The organism is Candidatus Uhrbacteria bacterium CG10_big_fil_rev_8_21_14_0_10_50_16 (assembly GCA_002774875.1).
In the GTDB taxonomy this organism is placed as follows: Bacteria; Patescibacteriota; Patescibacteriia; order UBA9934; family UBA11717; genus UBA11717.
Genome location: PCYM01000005.1, coordinates 36,682 through 56,401, shown reverse-complemented (window position 1 = coordinate 56,401; position 19,720 = coordinate 36,682). Strand labels below are relative to the sequence as shown.

15 protein-coding genes and 3 tRNA genes are annotated in these 19,720 nt (G+C 49.8%); 6 read left to right on the top strand and 12 right to left on the bottom strand.

Annotated elements, in window-relative coordinates:
- The first annotated feature begins 3 nt into the window (after window positions 1-3).
- Complete coding sequence (dprA, locus tag COV06_02820) at window positions 4-1,089, top strand: DNA-protecting protein DprA (protein ID PIR47590.1); 1,086 nt, start codon at window positions 4-6, stop codon at window positions 1,087-1,089.
- Window positions 1,090-1,526: 437 nt separating this feature from the next.
- Window positions 1,527-3,791 carry a DNA topoisomerase I gene (locus tag COV06_02815; GenBank protein ID PIR47589.1) on the top strand — a complete coding sequence of 755 codons (2,265 nt, stop codon included), beginning with the start codon at window positions 1,527-1,529 and terminating at the stop codon, window positions 3,789-3,791.
- Here COV06_02815 and COV06_02810 read toward each other — a convergent pair whose 3' ends face one another.
- Complete coding sequence (locus COV06_02810) at window positions 3,792-7,541, bottom strand: hypothetical protein (GenBank protein ID PIR47588.1); 3,750 nt, start codon at window positions 7,539-7,541, stop codon at window positions 3,792-3,794.
- An 87-nt stretch (window positions 7,542-7,628) separates the two neighbouring features.
- Between COV06_02810 and COV06_02805 the strand changes: the two genes are divergently transcribed.
- Complete coding sequence (locus COV06_02805; protein PIR47587.1) at window positions 7,629-9,125, top strand: hypothetical protein; 1,497 nt, start codon at window positions 7,629-7,631, stop codon at window positions 9,123-9,125.
- A 44-nt stretch (window positions 9,126-9,169) separates the two neighbouring features.
- Here the strand turns inward: COV06_02805 and COV06_02800 are convergent, their stop codons facing one another.
- Window positions 9,170-10,078, bottom strand: coding sequence for a hypothetical protein (locus COV06_02800; protein PIR47586.1), 909 nt, complete (start codon window positions 10,076-10,078; stop codon window positions 9,170-9,172).
- On the bottom strand, window positions 10,075-10,863 hold the full coding sequence (locus COV06_02795) for a chromosome partitioning protein ParA (GenBank protein ID PIR47585.1): 789 nt from the start codon (window positions 10,861-10,863) through the stop codon (window positions 10,075-10,077). Before COV06_02795 ends, COV06_02800 begins: the two co-directional genes overlap by 4 nt.
- Before the next feature lie 124 nt (window positions 10,864-10,987).
- On the opposite strand from COV06_02795, the gene COV06_02790 reads away from it, so the two are divergent.
- The gene (locus COV06_02790) at window positions 10,988-11,602 is read left to right on the top strand and encodes a hypothetical protein (protein ID PIR47584.1); all 615 of its coding nucleotides are present in this window, start codon (window positions 10,988-10,990) and stop codon (window positions 11,600-11,602) included.
- Window positions 11,603-11,655: 53 nt separating this feature from the next.
- On the opposite strand, the gene COV06_02785 is transcribed toward COV06_02790, so the two are convergent.
- From COV06_02785 to COV06_02775, 3 genes are all read right to left on the bottom strand, one after another.
- Window positions 11,656-12,810 (bottom strand): hypothetical protein, encoded by a 1,155-nt coding sequence (locus COV06_02785; GenBank protein ID PIR47583.1) that lies wholly within the window; start codon window positions 12,808-12,810, stop codon window positions 11,656-11,658.
- A gap of 82 nt (window positions 12,811-12,892) precedes the next feature.
- Window positions 12,893-12,969: transfer RNA gene (locus COV06_02780), tRNA-Met, on the bottom strand.
- 53 nt (window positions 12,970-13,022) lie between these two features.
- Window positions 13,023-13,099, bottom strand: a tRNA-Met gene (locus COV06_02775).
- Between the two features lie 139 nt (window positions 13,100-13,238).
- Between COV06_02775 and COV06_02770 the strand changes: the two genes are divergently transcribed.
- Together COV06_02770 and COV06_02765 are read left to right on the top strand one after the other, a co-directional pair.
- Window positions 13,239-13,325: transfer RNA gene (locus COV06_02770), tRNA-Leu, on the top strand.
- Window positions 13,326-13,805: 480 nt separating this feature from the next.
- The gene (locus tag COV06_02765) at window positions 13,806-14,402 is read left to right on the top strand and encodes a hypothetical protein (GenBank protein ID PIR47582.1); all 597 of its coding nucleotides are present in this window, start codon (window positions 13,806-13,808) and stop codon (window positions 14,400-14,402) included.
- Window positions 14,403-14,419: 17 nt separating this feature from the next.
- Here COV06_02765 and COV06_02760 read toward each other — a convergent pair whose 3' ends face one another.
- The 6 genes from COV06_02760 to aspS are packed head-to-tail and all read right to left on the bottom strand — an operon-like array spanning window position 14,420 to window position 19,593.
- Window positions 14,420-15,520, bottom strand: coding sequence for a hypothetical protein (locus COV06_02760; protein ID PIR47581.1), 1,101 nt, complete (start codon window positions 15,518-15,520; stop codon window positions 14,420-14,422).
- The gene (locus COV06_02755) at window positions 15,517-16,020 is read right to left on the bottom strand and encodes a ligand-binding protein SH3 (GenBank protein PIR47580.1); all 504 of its coding nucleotides are present in this window, start codon (window positions 16,018-16,020) and stop codon (window positions 15,517-15,519) included. Before COV06_02755 ends, COV06_02760 begins: the two co-directional genes overlap by 4 nt.
- Window positions 16,017-16,970: a hypothetical protein gene (locus COV06_02750; GenBank protein PIR47579.1), complete on the bottom strand. Its 954-nt coding sequence runs from the start codon at window positions 16,968-16,970 to the stop codon at window positions 16,017-16,019. Before COV06_02750 ends, COV06_02755 begins: the two co-directional genes overlap by 4 nt.
- A 1-nt stretch (window position 16,971) precedes the next feature.
- Window positions 16,972-17,508, bottom strand: coding sequence for an SMC-Scp complex subunit ScpB (gene scpB / locus COV06_02745; protein ID PIR47578.1), 537 nt, complete (start codon window positions 17,506-17,508; stop codon window positions 16,972-16,974).
- Window positions 17,505-18,197 carry a hypothetical protein gene (locus COV06_02740; protein ID PIR47577.1) on the bottom strand — a complete coding sequence of 231 codons (693 nt, stop codon included), beginning with the start codon at window positions 18,195-18,197 and terminating at the stop codon, window positions 17,505-17,507. The genes scpB and COV06_02740 overlap by 4 nt, the downstream gene beginning before the upstream one ends.
- Window positions 18,190-19,593, bottom strand: a complete 1,404-nt coding sequence (gene aspS / locus COV06_02735) for an aspartate--tRNA ligase (GenBank protein ID PIR47576.1) — start codon at window positions 19,591-19,593, stop codon at window positions 18,190-18,192. The genes COV06_02740 and aspS overlap by 8 nt, the downstream gene beginning before the upstream one ends.
- Between the last annotated feature and the right edge of the window lie 127 nt (window positions 19,594-19,720).

The following is a 19,720-nucleotide window of genomic DNA, read 5'->3' as shown; positions in this document are numbered from 1 at the left end:
CCCATGGATCAAGATCTCCGTTTTGCATGGCTCGTGCTCGCGCGCGCCCATGTCCTCCACAGCACGCATGTAAGACGCGTGCTGTTGCGTTTGCAATCTCCTCAAACGCTCATTGACACCATCGATCAACACAACATCCCTCCCGCTATTTGTCAGCGTATTCACACGACTCAGCACACATTCGATCTGGCAAAAGAAGAACAACTTCTCTTGCAGCACCAAGTACAATTCCTTACATGGACTGACCCGCGTTACCCAACATTGCTCAAAGAAATACACGACCCTCCTCCGCTGCTCTTCTTCAAAGGAACGCTTCCTGCAGCCGATCAAGTTCTCATAAGCATCGTTGGTTCACGCCGCGCAACCAGTTATGGTCACCTTGTTGCCAAACGTCTTGCGGGCGATCTCACACGTCACGGATTTGGGATTGTCTCGGGGCTCGCACTTGGGATTGACGGCGACGCGCACAAAGCGACACTGGAAGTCGGCGGATACACCATCGCGGTATTGGCGGGAGGCTTAGACGAGTCCCACATCTCTCCCACGTTCCATGTACAGCTGGCACGCGACATTCTAGCCTCTGGCGGATGTTTGATGAGTGAGCAGACCATTGGGACGCCCTCAGAACCTTATCAGTTTCCACAGCGCAATCGTATTGTGGCTGGTTTGTCACGCGCCATTCTTATTGTAGAGGCAACGCTTAAATCGGGTAGTCTCATTTCTGCCGATTGTGCCCTCTCGGAAAACCGTGAGGTCTGCGCCGTGCCTGGTATGATTACATCAGACCGATCCGAAGGTACCCACGCCCTTATCCGCCAAGGCGCCACTCTCGTCACCTGCGCCGACGACGTGTTGGAGGTGATAGATCTCGAGGCATCCCAAGCTGCGCAGGTGGTCTCTCACAGCATCTCAACAAACCCACAGGATCAATCCATTCTGGATCAGCTTGACCACGAACCCACCCTCATTGACGACCTTGCTCGCACGCTTGCAATGCCCGTCACCAGTCTTGCCGGCCACCTCACCCTCATGGAGCTCAAACGTCTCGTGCAAATCCTCCCCGGCGGCTACGTGGTGCGTGCTTATTAGTCTCCTTGTTTCAATATCGCATCCCACAATCTAACCGCCGATCTTGTTTCATCTACCCGTTGTGTCAGTTCGTAAGGATATTTGATACGAACATTTTTTTGATCATCATTGCGATCCTACGAAGTTGTGATCAACCTATCCGTCATCCCAATCCGTCATCCCGAGCCCGCCGAAGGACCCTGGCCAATATCTTCGCAAGCATCTCTCCTAGAAATCACGGCCAATGTCCTTCGACTCCATTCGTGCAACTCACTCCGCTCAGGATGACAAAAACAGATAACAGACCAAACAACCCAGCGCCCCTCCGTCCCCTCCTTGCTAAGGGGGAGGTAAAACAAAGGAAACCCACAGAAACACAGGAAACAGAACAAAAATATGAACACAAAACTTGACAGACCGCCCCCCGTCCCGCATTATCCCTTGCGAAACCACCATCTATGGGAAAACGTCTTGTAATCGTTGAGTCTCCAACAAAAGCAAAAACCGTCAAGAAGATTTTGGGCGCCGCCTACGAGGTCACGTCTTCTTTTGGTCATATTCGCGACCTTCCAAAGTCAAAAATGGGCATTGAGATCGACAAAGATTACGCCCCTCAGTATGAGGTTCCTGCCGACAAAAAAGCTCGTGTCGCAGAGCTTAAATCCCTTGCCTCCAAGGCCGAAGAAATCTACATCGCAACGGATGACGACCGCGAAGGAGAAGCTATTGGATGGCACTTGGCAAGCGTGTTAAAGATCGATCCAAAAAAGGCAAAGCGCATTGTCTTTCACGAAATTACCAAGTCCGCTATTGAGCGGGCTATGAGTCAGCCTCGCCACATCAACCTCGACCTCGTAGACGCACAACAAGCGCGTCGTGTGCTGGATCGCCTCGTTGGGTATGAGCTCTCACCATTTTTGTGGAACAAAGTTGCGCGAGGACTCTCGGCGGGTCGCGTACAATCCGTAGCCATGCGTTTTGTAGTGGAGCGCGAGCGTGAACGAGACGCGTTTAACAAAGAGGAGTATTGGTCCTTGGACGCGTTCATGAAGCATACGGAGACCGAGTTTGAAGCAAAGCTCGCAACCTTCCAAGGAAAGAAGGTTGGTAAAATGGATATCAAAACCGCCGAGCATGCGCAGACCATGACGCAGACATTGCTCGCAAGCCCCTACGTTATTGATTCTATTGAGCAAAAAGCCGCAAAGAAGCAACCAAAACCTCCGTACCGTACCTCTACATTACAACAAGATGCCAACAGTCGTCTTGGATTTAGTTCTAAGCAAACCATGCGCTTAGCACAGCAGTTGTACGAGGGAATCCGTCTTGGAAAAGAAGGAATGACGGGTCTCATTACCTACATGCGTACCGACTCGCTCAACCTGTCCGAACAATTTTTGCAGGAAGCCAATGCCTACGTGCAAGCCACGTTTGGAGCCGAATACGCCCTCTCCAAGCCGCGCGTATTTAAAAATGGAAGCAAGGGAGCACAAGAGGCCCATGAGGCCATTCGCCCCTCCGATCCAACACGTACACCCGAGTCCCTCAAAGATCACCTCGACCCTCGTCAATATAAGTTATATGACCTTATTTGGCGTCGTGCGGTTGCCACACAGATGAAGGAAGCCTTGTTGACCAAGGACACCGTGCTTATGAGCTCAGATGTAGGGTCGTTCCGTACCACAGGATCCGTGATTACCTTCCCTGGGTACCTCAAACTCTACCCAGACACCACCAAGGAGTTGCTACTGCCAAGCATGCAGCAAGGCGATACCGTCACCCTGCAACGATTGGAACCCACGCAACATTTTACCGAGCCACCTGCACGTTATTCCGACGCAACGCTCGTCAAAGAATTGGAAGAACACGGCATTGGACGACCGTCTACCTTTGCGCCAACCATTTCTACCATTATCGATCGTGGATACGTGGAACGCGATGAGGCCAAGCGTCTTGCGCCAACAGACATTGCCTACACGGTTAATGACTTGCTCGTGGAGCACTTCCCACACATCGTCGACAAAGATTTTACTGCCGACATGGAGCAGAAGTTTGACGACATCGAAGAAGGAAAAACCGCATGGGTACCTGTGATCGACGCGTTCTACAAACCGTTTCACAAGACGCTCATTGAGAAAGACAAATCACTCGATAAAAAAGAGTTGACCGAGGAAACCACAGATGAGGTCTGTGACAAATGTCAGAGCCCCATGGTGATCAAGATTGGTCGCTTTGGAAAGTTCATGGCCTGCTCCAACTACCCCGCATGTAAGCACACCATCCCGCTCAACAAAGATGGATCCAAACGTGAAGAGGTGGAGCCCGAGTCGCTTGGCAAAGATCCAGAGACAGGGCTAGATGTCACGCTGCGCACGGGACGATTTGGTCCCTATGTGCAGCTTGGTGAGCAAACAGAGGAGATGAAGAAGAACAAAGAGAAACCAAAACGCGGAAGTCTCCTACGAGGAATGGTTCTTGAGGATGTCGATTTTAAGACCGCGCTCCAGCTACTCTCACTTCCACGAACACTCGGTGAATGGAAAGGAGAACCGATCACCGCGCAAATGGGACGATTTGGTCCCTACATAAAAGCAGGCGAGGAATCGCGCAGTTTGCCAGCCAAGGCCGACTACACGGTATTGACGATTACGCCCGAACAGGCAACGGAACTGCTTAACACACCAAAAAAGACACGCGCTCCGCGTACCAAAAAATCTGCGTAATTACGCAGCTTTTTTCTTTGAAGCGTCAAAGTCATCTTTCTCTTTTGCCGTCATGGCGAGCTTTCCACGGTCCTTAAACGTCTTTTTAGAGCTAAACGGCAACCAGCTAAAGGACAACCCGTGGAAGAAATCTTGTATACGATCCAAAATCTCGTCGCCCACGTCCATCGCACGCCCGGGAAGATTTGTACCCCATTTAAGCAATCCTCCGCCCCAGTTAATGAGCGCTGTGTCTGCTAAGAGCGATCCCCAGGAACCACTAAACGCATCTAACGCTCTTCTTCCAAGACCCGGTGGAGATCCGGCACCACCTCCCCCATCTCCGGCCCGCGCACGTGCTGCCGCCGCCGCGGCCAACACGGCTGCCGCCGCAAGTCCCTCACCCGCTTCTTCCTCCTCCTCTTCTTCCTCCATCGCCGCCCGTCGCGCTGCATCGAGCGCCACCATACGTTCTGCATCACGCCCACCTCGGGCCGCTTCGTGCAGATCAAACACATCTGGCGGTGGAGGTGGCAATTGTCTCATTTCTCGTCCTTTTTCCAATCCATCCTCCTCTTCAACGTCTATCACATCCGTAAAACGATCCCTCTCACGATCGTGAATCGACGTTGGAGGTAGTATTTCTGTCTCCTCATCTCTTTCCCCCGTATACAACACCGGCAATTCTGTCTGAGGATTTGGATCAGAAGGAGATCCGTTTGGTTGCGGTGTTCCTGTTTTTCTCTTCATTTGTTTTAGATACCCCTTTAAATCCGACAGATTACGAACCTTAAGTCGCATCAAACCGCGATCGTCATCCTTGGGTAGTGTTTTATAGCCATCTTCGAATGTTGGATGTACTTGTCGATACACCGATGACCCAACATTCCCTTTCTCGTACGCCTCTACACGTGCAGTTGTAAGAATATCAAGAATCTGCAAATCTCCATCATGCGTATCCAAAAGATCCAACAACTCCTCCGTTGTAAAATTGTCCGTATACCCATCCGTGAGCGCAAACACCTCGTCACCCTCTTGCAAAACAATCGTTGCGCGACCAATAGCATCCGTCATGTGAAGTCCTTTTTGCATCTCCTCCCACGCTTTTTCCAACAATGCCGTTGCCGTCTCCGGCTTCAACCCACGATCTACAAGATCTTGTACCGCCGCAATAATTCGCTTCGTTTCTCGGTCATAAATCAACCCATCTTTTTTTGGAACACAATCCGCAGACACGGCGCTCGTCACCTTATTACGATCTGGGTGATAGAGCGCGCGATCCGCCTCAATAATTCCGTTATCGACCAGATCCTGAACATGAGAGAAATCGCGAGACACAAACCGAACCGTTCCATCGGCGCCACGCACCACCAAACGTACGTCTCCCATATGCATGGTCTCCAACACCACGTCGTCTCCTTGTAATGTAAGCTCCCCCGACGCAAAACAGGCGCCACTTCTCGCGTCAATTTTGTAATCACGTTGCATATTCAAAAGCTCCCGTTGTGCTGCAACAATCGATTGATATAAATCCTCATCCTCCCCTGCGGCAACGTGCGCCGCCAGCACGTCCGCCACAATATCCCCATTCCCCATGCCACCCATGGCATCGATCACCATAAAAGAACACCCGTCCTTAGAGATAACGACCCGATCCTCATCACTCTTGTAACTCAATTTTTCATTGGAAATATAATCCAACCGTGCGCCCGACACCACCATTTGCCCACGTCGTTCTCCCCGTGTTACAACCACTCCATCCGGCGCAGACTCTCCATAACGCTTTTTAAACAACGATTCAAACGCCTGTACAACATTTTCGCTCAATACCTCCGGAGCATCATCTGGCGATCCAATATAAAGTGTCTCCTCCACCGGCGGCACATCTAATGTATCTTCCATGTTAACTTCCTCTTCCTTCGGTTCCGATCGTATAGGACCCGACACTGGACGCTCAACAGGCCCAAACACTTCCCTACCTTCCCAAATATTCTCCAACTGCTTGGCACCAATCTGATCCACTTCTTCCGTGACATCCTCATCGCTCCATGGCAGCACATCTGATGTATTCTCTGCATGTTCTAATGGATCTGAATCCAGTGGTTCTTCCGTAGACTCTGCATCCACCGCCCCCGCGGTCTCTTCCCACAAATTCAACGCCCCATCCATCCCTAACGCATTTGCATAGGACGAATCTTCCTCCTGCAACTCTTCCCAATACTGCGCAAACGTTTGCTCGGTAACAGGTTCAATCGCATCCAAAGCGGCCGGTTCTTCGACAACCTCCTCAACAGGCGCCGACACACGTGCCACATCCAAGGCCTCCTGCGTCCGCTGTTCCTCTTCCACGGTCACTTTCAATTGATTCAATGATCGTCCTCGCAACTGCTGCAAGGCTTTCTCAATCGTGTGTAATTGCTTTTGCCACGTCTTCCCGTTTACATCCGTGTCCTTGACCAACAATCCGCGAAGCATATCCAAATCAGCCGTGGAAACACCTGTGTGTTCGGAGGTAATAAGCGCACGTCGAACAATATCGTTTACTGTTCGCGCACGATCCGCCTGCGAGATATCGGCATCCGTGGCAAACTCCGGGTTCAACAAAAACATCTGCGCCGAGGCAAATTGTCGCGTAAGTGTATCCCACTCTTTGAGCCGACGTGTCTTTTCCGCCAAATCCGCCGACGGTCTTGTTTCAACCTTTACCTCTTCCGGTATCTCTTCCATGACAGGCACGTCCTCGACAATCGCGGAGTCTCCGTCAACCGTTTCAGTTGCCACGGCTGCATCCACATCCACCGTATCCTCCGCAGTCGTTGGTGCACTCTTATGCGCATCAATTGCCGCCCTTGCCTCTTCTCGTGCCTGCTTGTACGCCGCATCCCATGCAACTTTCGCCTCTTTCCCTGGATGTTGCGCGCGTTGATGCCATTGTTCCTCCTCGTCCAACACACCTTGCAGGAGCTGTTGCTCACGAACATGATCACCCGACAAATTCTCCAAAACCAGATCGTGGACCCCTTGTAATTTTTCGCGCGTTAAGACATACGCTTCGCGAAGAGATGAAACCTTTTGCAACTCCGCAAGCAATTGATCCACAAATACCTTCACTTCCTTTGGATCACCCTGGGAGGCAATCGTCAGTACCTCTGCAGAACTTTCAATAAATGGCTTAAGGACCGCTGCCGCCTCAGCGGCATTCTTGGGAGCCTTCGGTCCACGGGCACGCCACTCCGTTTGCAATCGTCCAATACCACGCTCAATCCCTCGCGTGCGACGCAATAGACCAACCTTATTTTCCAAATGGTTTGCTGAAACAATATCACGATCCTCCGGTGCAATTTTTGCTGCAGACCGAATAGCATTTAATGCTTTTTCTAATTTTTGATGACCTTCACGGACAATATCAACAGAAGACTTTCCCTCTGGGATCACGAGTAGCGAGAGACGAAGTGCGTCGATATCTTGTTGACTCATGCTTGCTGTCACAATCCCAGACGTCTCAAACAAGGGGACCAGTTCCCTCAATTGTGCATTTACGTCATGTGCAACCTGCCCGGGAGAGCGCTTGTTTACAGGAATCTTCTCCAGGAGGGTGCCAAGACGCTTATGTAATCGAACCGCGTGTAACAACGTATGTAATCGTTGATCTTGCGCCCGCTCTAATTGCTCCTTCTTCTTCTCGTCTGACAGAACATCAACACTAGGATCGCCCGGTTCTGCCCCAAGCGCCTCTTTATCGGCGCGTGTCATTTTTGTTCGTTTTGCCATACACTCATACGTTGCGATTCAATGTTGCCAGTCTACCGCAGGCCTGTTCGCTTTACAACAAAATTTTGCTAGGTTACGATCTCTTGTATGGAAACAACGACCCTCACCGAACGACTTTGGAGCTGGGACGATCTTGAACGCACGATTCACGCGCATTACCAAGATCCAGATTTGAGTTTAGTACGCCAAGCCTATGATTTTGCTAAGACCGCACACGGCGAACAACGTCGTTATACGGGTGCTCCCTACCTTGTGCACCCCATTGCTACCGCCGTTCGCCTTGCCGAGATGGAATTGCCCCTTAGTGTCGTGGCCGCAGGGCTCTTGCACGATGTTCCCGAAGACACATCTACCACCATCGAGGACGTGCAAATTTTGTTTGGAGAAGATATTGCGAACATGGTGCAGGGCGTTACAAAGCTTGGAAAGGTTAAATACCGCGGGATTGAACGCTACGCAGAAAACCTTCGTAAAATGTTTTTAGCGATGGCCGAAGACGTCCGCGTGGTGTTTATTAAATTTGCCGATCGCCTCCACAATGCGGAAACACTTTATGCGCGACCCGTACAAAAACGCGCGCGTATTGCTGAGGAGGTCTTGCAGATCTACGCACCCATTGCAAGTCGATTAGGAATGGGAGACATGAAAGGACGTCTAGAAGATGCAGCCTTTCAATACGCCGAGCCTAAGGAATTCAAAGAAGCAAAAGAACTCCTAGAAAAAACCGCAATGCTTCGTGAAGGTGATCTTACTAAAACAATCCAGGAAGCAAAGCGTTTACTGGAAGAGGCCGGAATTCAGGCCATTGACGTCATGGGACGCAAAAAGTTTCTGTACAGTTTTTGGAAAAAACTTTTGCGTTATCACCAAGACGTCACCAAGATTTACGACCTCGTCGCCATTCGCATAATCGTCCAAGACATTGCAGACTGCTACGCCGTGCTCGGTGTGCTCCATGCCCATTGGCCGCCGCTTAAAGGTCGGATTAAGGACTATATTGCCCAGCCAAAGCCCAACGGGTACCAATCACTTCACACCACGGTGTTTGACGAAAACTGCGGCATCGTGGAGTTTCAAATTCGTACCAAAGAGATGCACGACCATGCAGAATATGGAATTGCGGCGCATTGGCATTACAAATCCAATGGGAGTCAAAAGCCTCTTAAGACCATGCCGTGGATTGATGATCTTGCAAACATTCAAAAAGAGATGGCGGCTGGACAAGATTTTTTGCAACGACTCGAAGACGTGAAGCTCGACATATTTCAAGACCGTATTTTTGTCCTCACCCCCGAGGGAGATGTAATCGACCTACCGGAAGGTTCTACCCCTGTCGATTTTGCCTATGCGATTCATACAGAAATTGGTAACGCCTGTGTGGCGACCAAGGTAAATGATCAAGCTGTTCCGTTGAGTACAGAGTTAAAATCAGGCGATATGTGCACCATCATTACCAACAAATCGCGTCGACACCCAAATCCCGAGTGGCTCGAGTTTGTTAAAACCAGCCAGGCACGCAACAAAATCCGATCCGCTACCAAGAGCAAGGTCAAACAATGGATCGACAACATGATGAAAAAATAAACCAAAAACACCGAGCGTGCTCGGTGTTTTTTTTAAACGATCATTTATACTTGGACAGTTCCAACAAGATCCAAAATGGCAAACAAATCATCCTTGGAATAATACTCAATCATCACTTTTCCTTTCCCGTTTGGTTTTTCTTCAATCCGCACTTTTGTGCCAAAGATAGATTCCAATGTGCGTTCCTGCTCTGCCAGATTAGGATCCTGCACGGCTGCCACTTTCTTGCGTGTCTGTTTAACGGTCGACATCTCCTCTGCCTCACGTACCGTCATATCACCACTCAGCATTTGCAAAAACATTTGATCGCGCAAGACAAGATCTTGCTGTGCAAGTAACGCACGTGCATGAGACCGTGTAATCTCCCCTTCTTGTAATGCCTGAAGCATCTCGTCATTTAACTCAAGCAGCCGTACCGTGTTGGCAATCGCACTACGACTTTTACCTAATCGTTTTGCGACTTCCTCTTGTGTAAGATCAAACGAATCAATGAGCGTCCTGTACGATCGTGCCTCCTCAACGGCGCTCAAGTCATGACGCTGAATATTCTCAATCAATGCCAATTCCAATTTTTCTTGCTCAGTTGCCGTACGCACAACCACCGGGACCATTTCCAATCCAGCGGCTTTAGCGGAACGTAATCGTCGCTCACCCGCAATCAACTCATACCCATTCTGCGTTTGCGTCACCACCAGTGGTTGAATGATTCCGTACGTCTTGATACTCGCAATTAAATCCTCTAACTCGCTTGGACTAAAATACGTACGTGGTTGACGTGGATTTGGAACGATCGCATTTACCGATACTTCAAGAACGCGTCCAGACGTTGTTTCTGGATGCGACGACACACTCACCACGGTTTCTACCATGCGCGTTGAGCCACCTTCTACACGATGTGGTTTTTCTGGGATGAGCGACCCGAGACCCTTTCCAAGACCTGTTGATTTTTTCATACTGTTGCTTCGTGCGTATTCTGTTCATCTCGCAGAAGAAATTCTGTTGCAAGTCGCTCGTACGCGCGTGCCGCTTTTCCTCCTGGATCGTAACCGAGAATTGTTTGTCCAAAACTGGGAGCCTCCGCTAACCGCACCGAACGCGGAATCACCGAGCGGAATATTTTATTAGGGAAATACTTGTAGAGTTCTGTAAGAACATCTTTGGATAGCTTGGTACGCGAGTCATACATGGTAATCACCGCACCAAACACATTGAGTTCTGGCTTGAGATTCTCTTGCACCAACTCAACGGTGCGTAACAGCTGTCCCAATCCTTCTAACGCATAGTATTCCGCCTGAATAGGAATCACCACATGATCCGCGGCAACCAATCCATTAAGCGTCAGGAGTCCGAGCGACGGTGGGCAGTCGATGAGGATGTAGTCGTATTCGTCGGCAACGGTTTGCAGGGCCTGCGAGAGTTTAAACTCGCGCTGTTCTTGCCCCACAAGTTCGATGCTTGCACCGGCCAAATTTTGACTCGTTGGGACCACGTGAAGACCCTCATGCGGCGTTTGGAATCGTACGTCTGCGAGTAATTTTTCCCCAATGAGTACATCGTACAAACCTTGTTCCAACTCCTGATGGTTGATCCCCAAACCAGATGTTGCGTTTGCTTGCGGGTCCAAATCCACCAAGAGTACCCGCTTACCGGCCGCAGCCAAATAAGCCCCCAGATTTAAGGTCGTGGTGGTTTTTCCAACTCCTCCCTTCTGGTTTACGATTGCGTAGACTTGCGCCATAGTGTTTAACGCGTTAAGTATAGCAAATCCAGGAGTTTGCACCCTGTGGACGAACCAATGTATTGACAAATAGCCACAAATATCCTAAGGTTCGCCCGCTATTCACCCATTCCCGGAGGACTTCATGAATCGCATGCTGATTGTTCTGTTGATCGGTTTCCTGGCCGCAGCGTCCCCGGCTCGTGCTGAGGACGTTCTGGCGCCGTTCCAGGTGCTCACCGCGGTCCACGGCGAGAGCCACGCCATGGACAAGGCGGAGCACGTTTCCATGCGTGCGTCGGGGCACCTGTTCTGGGTTCCCGAGGACGGCACCCACGCCCTGTTCGGGTACGTGGGGCCCAAGTTCACGTTCAAGGAGAAGTACGCCACGGTCTGGTTCTCGCCCCAGGTGGGCGTGGCGGGGCACTGGACGCCAAGCGGAGGCACAGCGGCGCTAGCGTCGTTCTGGTTCGGCATCAACCTCCTGGACGACGCCATCGCCATCTTCCTGGAGGGAGATGGCTACTTCGCCGAGGACGTCCATGACTACTACGGCTACTACGAAGCGAGCTTCACGCCTCCGTGGAAGCTCCCACTTCACGTGGGGTTCCAGGTGGAGCAGCTCAACGCCGGCGTGACCTTTGGCCCACAGGTCACGGCAACGGTCGGGCCCATCCTCATCGGCCTCCAGTACTACGTAGCTCCTCAGGAAGATACCACGTCGCACATCCTTCGCGGGGTGTTCATGGTCTTCCTCTAGATTCGAAATCTCCTGCTCCCCCTGCACCACCTCGGTGCGGGGGGACACCTTTTTTATGAACCGCACTCACGGCAAACACCGTTCGAGACCCCTATGAACGATCCACAAAATTTACATTCTATCGTTTCTTCTTTATTCTTCTTTCGGTCCATCTCTCGCTTTGCACCACAATGAAGACACACGCTTCCACCTGTTTCTTCTAAACAGGTTGAGCACACGGAAACTTCTACTTCACGAAGTAATTGGTCTACATCTCCACATTCTTTCCCAGAGAAAAATTGCTTTATTTTTTTTATCACCTCGGGCGGATAAAACTTTTCTACCGTCCGCCACCTAGAGGCAATAAGCATCCCCTTTGGTCCATACACCTCTCGAATCGCGCTCTTCAACTCATGAAAGTCACCCGTAAAATAGGCCTTCTCTATTACCTCACCTACCTGATTCGCGTCTGCATAGGTTTCTGGTAACGTCTTCGCAATATGCACCGTCATTCTCGAGCGAATAAACACATCCTCATAATAATGACTGAGTACTCGGAATGTTTCAGAATCTTCTTCGCGTCGCTTCATGGTCACAATCCAAGGCATCGTTTCTAGAATACGAGTTAACGGATCCTCTTCTTGGATCGTTGCTATAACTTCCTCTGCACGATCCTTAATGGCTTGTTTAAATGTGTGCTCATCTGGGAGTAGTCCATAACCAAGCGTTTCTAAATCCATGGTACAAGCCTCGTTCAACCCCTGAAAATAACGGCGTGTTTCTTTCGGAGATTCAATAATAATATCCAAACCAGCCTGAGTCTTTTTATACGTATTCGTAACAACGGCATCCGTAAAAGATCGTGCATGTAGCTGCTCGTGCACGGCGGCTAAAAACAGATCCGCGTCACCATAGTCAGAATCTTCAATACGCTCTACCATCGCCCCCCCATGCACAATAAAGGCATTTCTATCAGACAAGGCTACCGGAACATCGTCTTGAAGCTGTTCACTCGGCACCCATTTTCGTACTACCTGACCTACCGTATTGCGAGCTGCCTCAATAATAGACCTATCTTTTTCACTCAGTTCTTTTTCTGTCTTTTCCTTCCATTCCTCTCCCAACGTATAATAATCACGTCTTGCGGCGTAAATCCCATTAGGGTTTTTTTCTTGTGCTCGTTTAGACACGCGAAACGCATCGTTAAAGGATGGTCGTTCTGTTGACATAGTAGAGTCATTTTATCATAGTTTTCCTCTCTGGTTCAAATCCTCCCTTTCAACAAAAAAATCCGTCTGCGACGGATGTTTTTGGTTGCGGGGGTGGGATTTGAACCCACGACCTCCAGGTTATGGGCCTGGCGAGCTGCCTGACTGCTCTACCCCGCGATATTGTGAAAACGATGCAATAGCTCTCTGACCCCATCCACGTGTAAACACTGTGGTAGCGGGGGGGAGACTTGAACTCCCGACCTCAGGCTTATGAAGCCTGCGCTCTAACCAGCTGAGCTACCCCGCCTCGCTGACATGCGGCACTATACCAAGAATAAGAAGATGGGTCAATAGCCGTTGACGGGTCCCTAGAATTAAGGTACAGTGCCCTCGCCTACGCAGAAAAGACGGTCTCACGGATTTTCTCGTATTGCGTACAAACCGGAGGGCGAATGGCGGAATTGGTAGACGCGCAGGACTCAAAATCCTGTACTAGCAATAGTGTGAGGGTTCGATTCCCTCTTCGCCCACCAAAGCAAGACACCCAGTAATGGGTGTTTTACTTTGAGGCGAGGGAGAGAACAGGACCTGCGTCCTGTTTAAAGGAATCGAACGGTCGGAGCGATGTGCGGCCAGCAGGACGCGCCGCGAGACCAGGACCAAACCCGAAGCGCTGAAGAGCTGAGAGGTGAAGGCGATTCACCCTCTATCACCAAAGCAAGACACCCAGTAATGGGTGTTTTACTTTGAACAGGAGAGGGACCGTAACCACATTATTCATCACACCTGATTCCTTCGCCGAGCTTGCTCATCTTCGGACATGCATGTTTTGAGAAGATTCGCGCTGTGGCCCTATCTTTCAAAACACACGTGTTCTTGGGTTGCGACAGGGCTTGATCGATCTCATGTGATCTGATCAAAAACAACCATCCGTCATTGCTTCATCACAACCCGGTAAACGCGCAATGACGACCAATAGAAATAGCTGCTTCATCAGAACATTTAAACCTGCGATGACGACCAAACGAGATTCTTACTTCACTATAACCTCGCAAAAACTCGCACCAACAAATAACTGGGGTATTTCTCAAACATCCACAGCAAAGGTTGATCTCACGGGTCAGTTTGTTATACTCCCATCGACTATGACGTTAACCACCCACGCCGTTATTGGCGCAATCATCGGCGGAGCCACAGGTGACCCCTACCTCGCCTTTTCCCTTGGCTTCGGATCCCACTTCCTTGTAGACATCATCCCTCATGGAGACCGCGAACTCTATGAAGGCCACAAAACAAAGACCGCGCAAAAGCGCGCCGTTGCATTCGTCATCATGGATGCAATCACTGCCCTGATCGTTGTCTCACTCATGTTTGCATATTCTCCCGACCACACACTTTCCTTTGTCCTTGCCATGGGTATTATTGGATCGGTTTTACCCGACTTTATTAATGGCATTTACGAGGCGTGGGAGGTGCAATCGCTTGAGTGGTTTAATCGATTTCACTTTTTCTTTCACAATCTTATTTCTGATCGTTCCGGAGACGTTCCGCTCCGCTATGGTCTCATTGGGCAGCTAGTCGTCATCGTGTTCCTTCAGCGATATTTCTAGGTCTCAAAAACAACCTCCTAGGAGGTTGTTTTGTTATTAATCAAATCGACCTTCAATCTTACCATTACTTGATCCGCCATCTGACTTGTCAAAAAGCAACGTGCGCGATCCAATCCGAGCGGAATCAAACGGTCTGTAAGCAACGGATGATAGAGCACACGCCAGAGCGCACGTGCGGTCTTCTGTAAATCACCAGGTGGGACTAACACGCCGGCGTCCTCAGTAATTTCCTGCAACGCAGAATTCGCCGAGGCAATCACAGGAGTTCCAACCGACATCGCCTCAATCACCGGTCGTCCAAACCCTTCCGCGTGTGACATCATCAATAACGCCGACGCCTCTTGTAATAATGTCCACTTCTCCTCATCGGTCACGTACGATCGTACATGTACACGACCCGGCAAGGCTTGCTGTAACGCGCAAATCGCCTCTATCGATGCTCCCGACTTCCATCCCTCCTTCCCTGCAATCACCAGGTGAGGCTCTGGGTACTCTTGGGCAAATTGCAAAAAAGATTGGCAGGCAAAGGGAATATTTTTACGCGGCTCAATCGTTCCAAGGATCAACACAAACGGATAATGAATCCCATTCGATAGCGTTTTTTGAATTTTTTCCGGTGTTCGTACTCCCTGATACGCCATCACGACTCGATCCTTCACCTCTGGGAAAGACCGTAAAATACAACCGGCAGTCCACGTTGAAATTGCATGGACGACGGTTGCGCCCCGAATCGCGTGCTTCACCCGCATATTCCATGACCACCAACGCGAGACGCCTGTTTGCGGAAACCATTCTGGATGCTCCACCGAGATAAGATCATGCACCGTTTGAATCGTCCGCAAATCACGTGGCAATAACAACGGTAACCAATCTCCCACCTGCCACAGAACATCCAACCGTGCTTGTTTTATCGACCAATAAAGGTTCAAATGCTTCCCCACACCCAACGAGACTTCTACCACGTGACCATATTCTTTTTGAGGCAACACACCCTGTTTTACAAACACAACAAGCTCGATCTCTCTACGAGATGCGAGCTCCTGTAACACTTCTCCCACCATCGTTCCCACACCTGCTGGCTGACTACCCTGCCACGTCAGGTCAATCCCAATTCTCATACAACAGCCCTAAATAATGCAAAACCCCCGAGGGTCGTGAGCGTTACAATCAATGTTGCAGCGCCTGTGCCCATGATAATTGCCGGGATGGCATAGCGTTTTGGAATGGAGAAAATCCACGCCGCAAGTGCACCGGTCCACACACCCGTTCCGGGAAGTGGAATGGCAATAAAAAGGATTAACCCCAGAGATCCCATCGCACGGTATTTATCCGTATAGCGATGTTCCACATGTTGCGAGATCCAAACGAACAATCGATCCACAAACGGAACCGCTTTACGCAACGGTCGTTCAACAATCTCAAGGAGTGCCGGAAGTAAGATTGCCGGAATCACACTTCCAAAAAACGAGAGGCCCATAACAGAAACAATCGGCAAATGAAAAAACTCAATACCGAGCACAACCGCTCCTCGCACCTCTAAAATCGGTAACATCGCAATAAAAAACGTCGCCCATGCAGGGGAGATTCCCTGAAACTGTTGTACAACCATGTCGATCATAAATCTCTCTCCCAAGAAAAGACGTCAAACGCCCAGCTCACCAAGTCTTTTGCATCAGAAAATCGCGCCTCAGGTTGACTCGCACCAAGCACGACTACATCCACCAAATGTCCATCACGCTCAATGCGCGTCGTCAAACAATAGCCCGCTTCGTCCAATGATCCCGTCTTCCCTCCAACAACTTTATACGGAGACTGATTTAAAAACGAATGGAACAGCTCATTCGTTCCTTCCACATCATAAACGTTTCCAATCCCGGAAACCACGTGAACCGACCCATGTGCTACACGACTGGCAATCTCCTCATGTTGCAGCGCCTCGTTCAATAACACCATGACGTCTTGTGCCGTGGCTGCGTTGTGAGGATCAAGCCCGATAGGATCTCCAAATGTGGCATTTTGCATACCAATTTGCTCCGCTTTGCGATTCATTTTTGCCACAAATTCTTCCTGTGTTGCGCCAACCTCTCGTACAAGCGCGTGTGTTTCATTGTTCCCAGATGCCACCAGCATCATGGTAAACAAGTCCTCCATGTTCAGCGCGTCATTAAATCGATAATACCAACGGCCGCCAACCGTCACGTCTTCTTGCTTGACCGTTGCCGCATCTTCCCAATTCCATGTGTAGTCTTCCAATAAAACAAGCGCTGTCATCAATTTTGTAATACTTGCGATCGGACGTTTAATCTCTTCCCCGCGCTGCATAAGAGGTACCCCTGTCTCTACGTCACGAATCAACACGCTGGGCGCGTCTGTTACCACACCGAGACTTTGCACGTCTACACGCTGAGGTCCGCGATGTCCCGCTAATGGAAAAGAACCCGTTTCGATCTGCACGGCACGCGCAATAACGTCCGAGAGTGCAACAGAAGAAGGGCTCGTCGTGGGAGTCATGGCAAAGGGCGTAAGTACAAGCGCCAGTAGCACATTTACAACAGCGTTTACGCGCATGTTAGCCTTCTTGTTTCATGAGAGCACTTAAGAGTGCATGTTCGTGCAAAGCAACATAGTCTGGAAGTATATCTACACGGTCGTACCCCATATGCTGCAAAAACTCCATCGACACAACATAAGTGACAGTGCGTTTTTCCGAAATTTCCTCAATCAACCCGCGAATAAGAAGGTTGCGCAAAATAAGCGAACAATTAACACCACGCACTTGCTCAAGCTCTGGTTTGGTAATTGGTCCACGGTAGGCAATAATCGCGAGTGTCTCAATGGATGGCTTGGTCAACTCCCCCGTAACGTCTTTTTGTAACACGTCTCGCACGACATCCGCCGCATCCGGGTTTGTGACAAGTGCCACATCTAACGCCGACTCAAAGAGTCGCACACCCGACCCCTCCGTGTTTAAATGTTGTGCTATTTGATCAAGCACTTCGCGAAGACTCGCATCGTCAATAGACAACACACGCTGCAGCTGTTTTTTTGTCATAGGCTTCCCTGCAGCAAACAGGATCGCTTCTAAATTACGTGTTGGGATGTTCATACGCGGGTAATAGAAATGTCATCAAAGTGTCCTTTTTGCTCTACACGCAAAATATCTTGTTTGAGCAACTCAAGCAAGGCGAGAAAACTTGCGACAATGTCCGATTTGGATCCACGTTGCGTTACATCATGGAAATAAATGGTTGCCTCTTGTTGAATCCGTGCCTTCAACTGCTCAATCTTTTCCTCCACGGTGACCGTGCGTTGTAGCATTTTTTCCGGCAAATCCACATACGGTTTGACGCGTTCCGTAAGCGCTCGCACGGCCGCCGCCAATTCCTCGGCCGTAAGCGTTGGCGGGCTAAATGCAGGAATCTCTATCTTCAATCTAGGTGCAGTATACGCGACTCGCTGCGATGCTGCACGATCTGCAATAATAGTCGCCGCCTCGGCAAATCGTTGATAAAGTTTTAACTGACCCGTAAGATCCACGTCTTCGTCTTCTTCGATCGCGAGGCCTGGGAGCAAGAGCTTTGATTTGAGATACAGAAGCCGTCCTGCAACAAGCAAAAAATCTGCCACCTCGTGTGGCGCAATTTCCTCTACCTGCTCAATGTGGCGCAAAAAATCTTCTGTAATCGACCCGAGGCTCACATTGCTAATTTCTAGTGTCTGCTTCTCGATTAACTCCAAAAGGACCGATAACGGCCCTTGGAATACTTCAATGTTAACGGCGTACTCGTTACGCATTTTTTATACTTATGTGAACTTCGTCAAGCGTGCGCGTTGGCAACGGTCCCGGTGCATCCATCATTACATCTCGTGCATGACCATCTTTTGGAAACGCGATCACCTCTCGAATATTCGGTTCGCCCATCATGAGCATAACAATACGATCAATCCCCGGGGCAAATCCTCCATGGGGAGGTGCACCAAAGGTAAATGCCTCCAGAATGTGGCCAAAGCGCAACTTCTGTTCTTCTTCGCTAACATTCAAGAGCTCAAAAATTCGCTTTTGCATTTCTGCGGTATGGATTCGAATAGATCCGGAACTCAATTCAAATCCATTCAACACGAGGTCGTACGCATTCGTACGAATAGACATCATGTCTTCTCCGCTCATCAGTTTTGCTTCGTCCTCCGCCTTCACCGAACAAAACGGATGATGCATCGATTGAATACTGCCGTCCTCCATTGTCTCAAACATCGGAAAGTCCAAAATCCAACAAAAGGCCAACTCATTTGGATCTTCTTTGTTGACACGTAGATCCGGTTTATCGGTTCCATGTAATTCCATCGCCTCAGCGTAGGACAAGCGTGTAAACGGCACAGATGTAATGGTTTTCTCTGGGAATAGTGTCGTAACAAGCTCAATAAACATCGCCTCAGTGTAGGCCAAAATTTCTTCCTGCGTCACAAAAGACATTTCAAAGTCCAGTTGCGTAAACTCGGGCTGTCGGTCTCCTCGTTGATCTTCATCTCGAAAACAGCGCGCAATTTGAAAGTATCGTTCAAACCCCGCCACCATCGACAGTTGTTTAAATTGCTGTGGAGACTGTGGCAATACGTAAAATGATCCCGCGTGCAAACGAGATGGAACAATGTATTCGCGAGACCCCTCCGGCGTTCCCTTCATGAGAATCGGTGTCTCGATTTCCACAAAGTCATTGGCATGCATGTACGATCGGAAAAACGTAATAATCTGGTCTCGCATGCGGATGTTCTTTTGCATCCGTTCCGTGCGCAAATCCAAGTAGCGATATTTAAGTCGCAACTCCTCGTTGATCCCACGCGTGTCTTTGTCTATTTCAAACGGGGTGGTCTCTGCCACATTCAAGATACGAACAGATTTGGCAAGAAGCTCAACCGTTCCTGTAACCATATTTGGATTGCGTTGTTTTTCTCCGCGCGCCTTTACCTCTCCCGTTACTTCCAAGACGTATTCCGATCGAATCTCGTCCGTTTTTCCTTGTGACGCATCATCCAACTCAGCCGGTACGACAACAACTTGTAAGATACCCGTTCGGTCTCGCATATCCAAAAACGCCACTTTTCCCATGTTGCGACGGGCGTTGACCCACCCTTTTATTGTCACCGTTTGTCCAACTAATTCTACTGTGTCTTTTGCTAATGTTCGTTCTGTCATATTAAAGAATTGATTGAATTCTACCGCATTCCGGCCCTCTCGGCCAGAACAAAATACCAGCCCCGCGGCTGGCCTATTTTCTCTCATTTACAAGAAAACTACGCCAGCTGGGGCCGGCTATTATTCT

Coding starts and splice junctions, on each gene's coding strand:
- COV06_02740 (PIR47577.1), bottom strand. CDS start 18,197: ATGCGTAACGAGTACGCCGTTAACATTGAAGTATTCCAAGGGCCGTTA.
- COV06_02750 (PIR47579.1), bottom strand. CDS start 16,970: ATGCGCGTAAACGCTGTTGTAAATGTGCTACTGGCGCTTGTACTTACG.
- COV06_02805 (PIR47587.1), top strand. CDS start 7,629: ATGGAAACAACGACCCTCACCGAACGACTTTGGAGCTGGGACGATCTT.
- COV06_02765 (PIR47582.1), top strand. CDS start 13,806: ATGACGACCAAACGAGATTCTTACTTCACTATAACCTCGCAAAAACTC.
- COV06_02800 (PIR47586.1), bottom strand. CDS start 10,078: ATGAAAAAATCAACAGGTCTTGGAAAGGGTCTCGGGTCGCTCATCCCA.
- dprA (PIR47590.1), top strand. CDS start 4: ATGGATCAAGATCTCCGTTTTGCATGGCTCGTGCTCGCGCGCGCCCAT.
- aspS (PIR47576.1), bottom strand. CDS start 19,593: ATGACAGAACGAACATTAGCAAAAGACACAGTAGAATTAGTTGGACAA.
- COV06_02815 (PIR47589.1), top strand. CDS start 1,527: ATGGGAAAACGTCTTGTAATCGTTGAGTCTCCAACAAAAGCAAAAACC.
- COV06_02810 (PIR47588.1), bottom strand. CDS start 7,541: ATGGCAAAACGAACAAAAATGACACGCGCCGATAAAGAGGCGCTTGGG.
- COV06_02795 (PIR47585.1), bottom strand. CDS start 10,863: ATGGCGCAAGTCTACGCAATCGTAAACCAGAAGGGAGGAGTTGGAAAA.
- COV06_02790 (PIR47584.1), top strand. CDS start 10,988: ATGAATCGCATGCTGATTGTTCTGTTGATCGGTTTCCTGGCCGCAGCG.
- COV06_02755 (PIR47580.1), bottom strand. CDS start 16,020: ATGATCGACATGGTTGTACAACAGTTTCAGGGAATCTCCCCTGCATGG.
- scpB (PIR47578.1), bottom strand. CDS start 17,508: ATGAACATCCCAACACGTAATTTAGAAGCGATCCTGTTTGCTGCAGGG.
- COV06_02760 (PIR47581.1), bottom strand. CDS start 15,520: ATGAGAATTGGGATTGACCTGACGTGGCAGGGTAGTCAGCCAGCAGGT.
- COV06_02785 (PIR47583.1), bottom strand. CDS start 12,810: ATGTCAACAGAACGACCATCCTTTAACGATGCGTTTCGCGTGTCTAAA.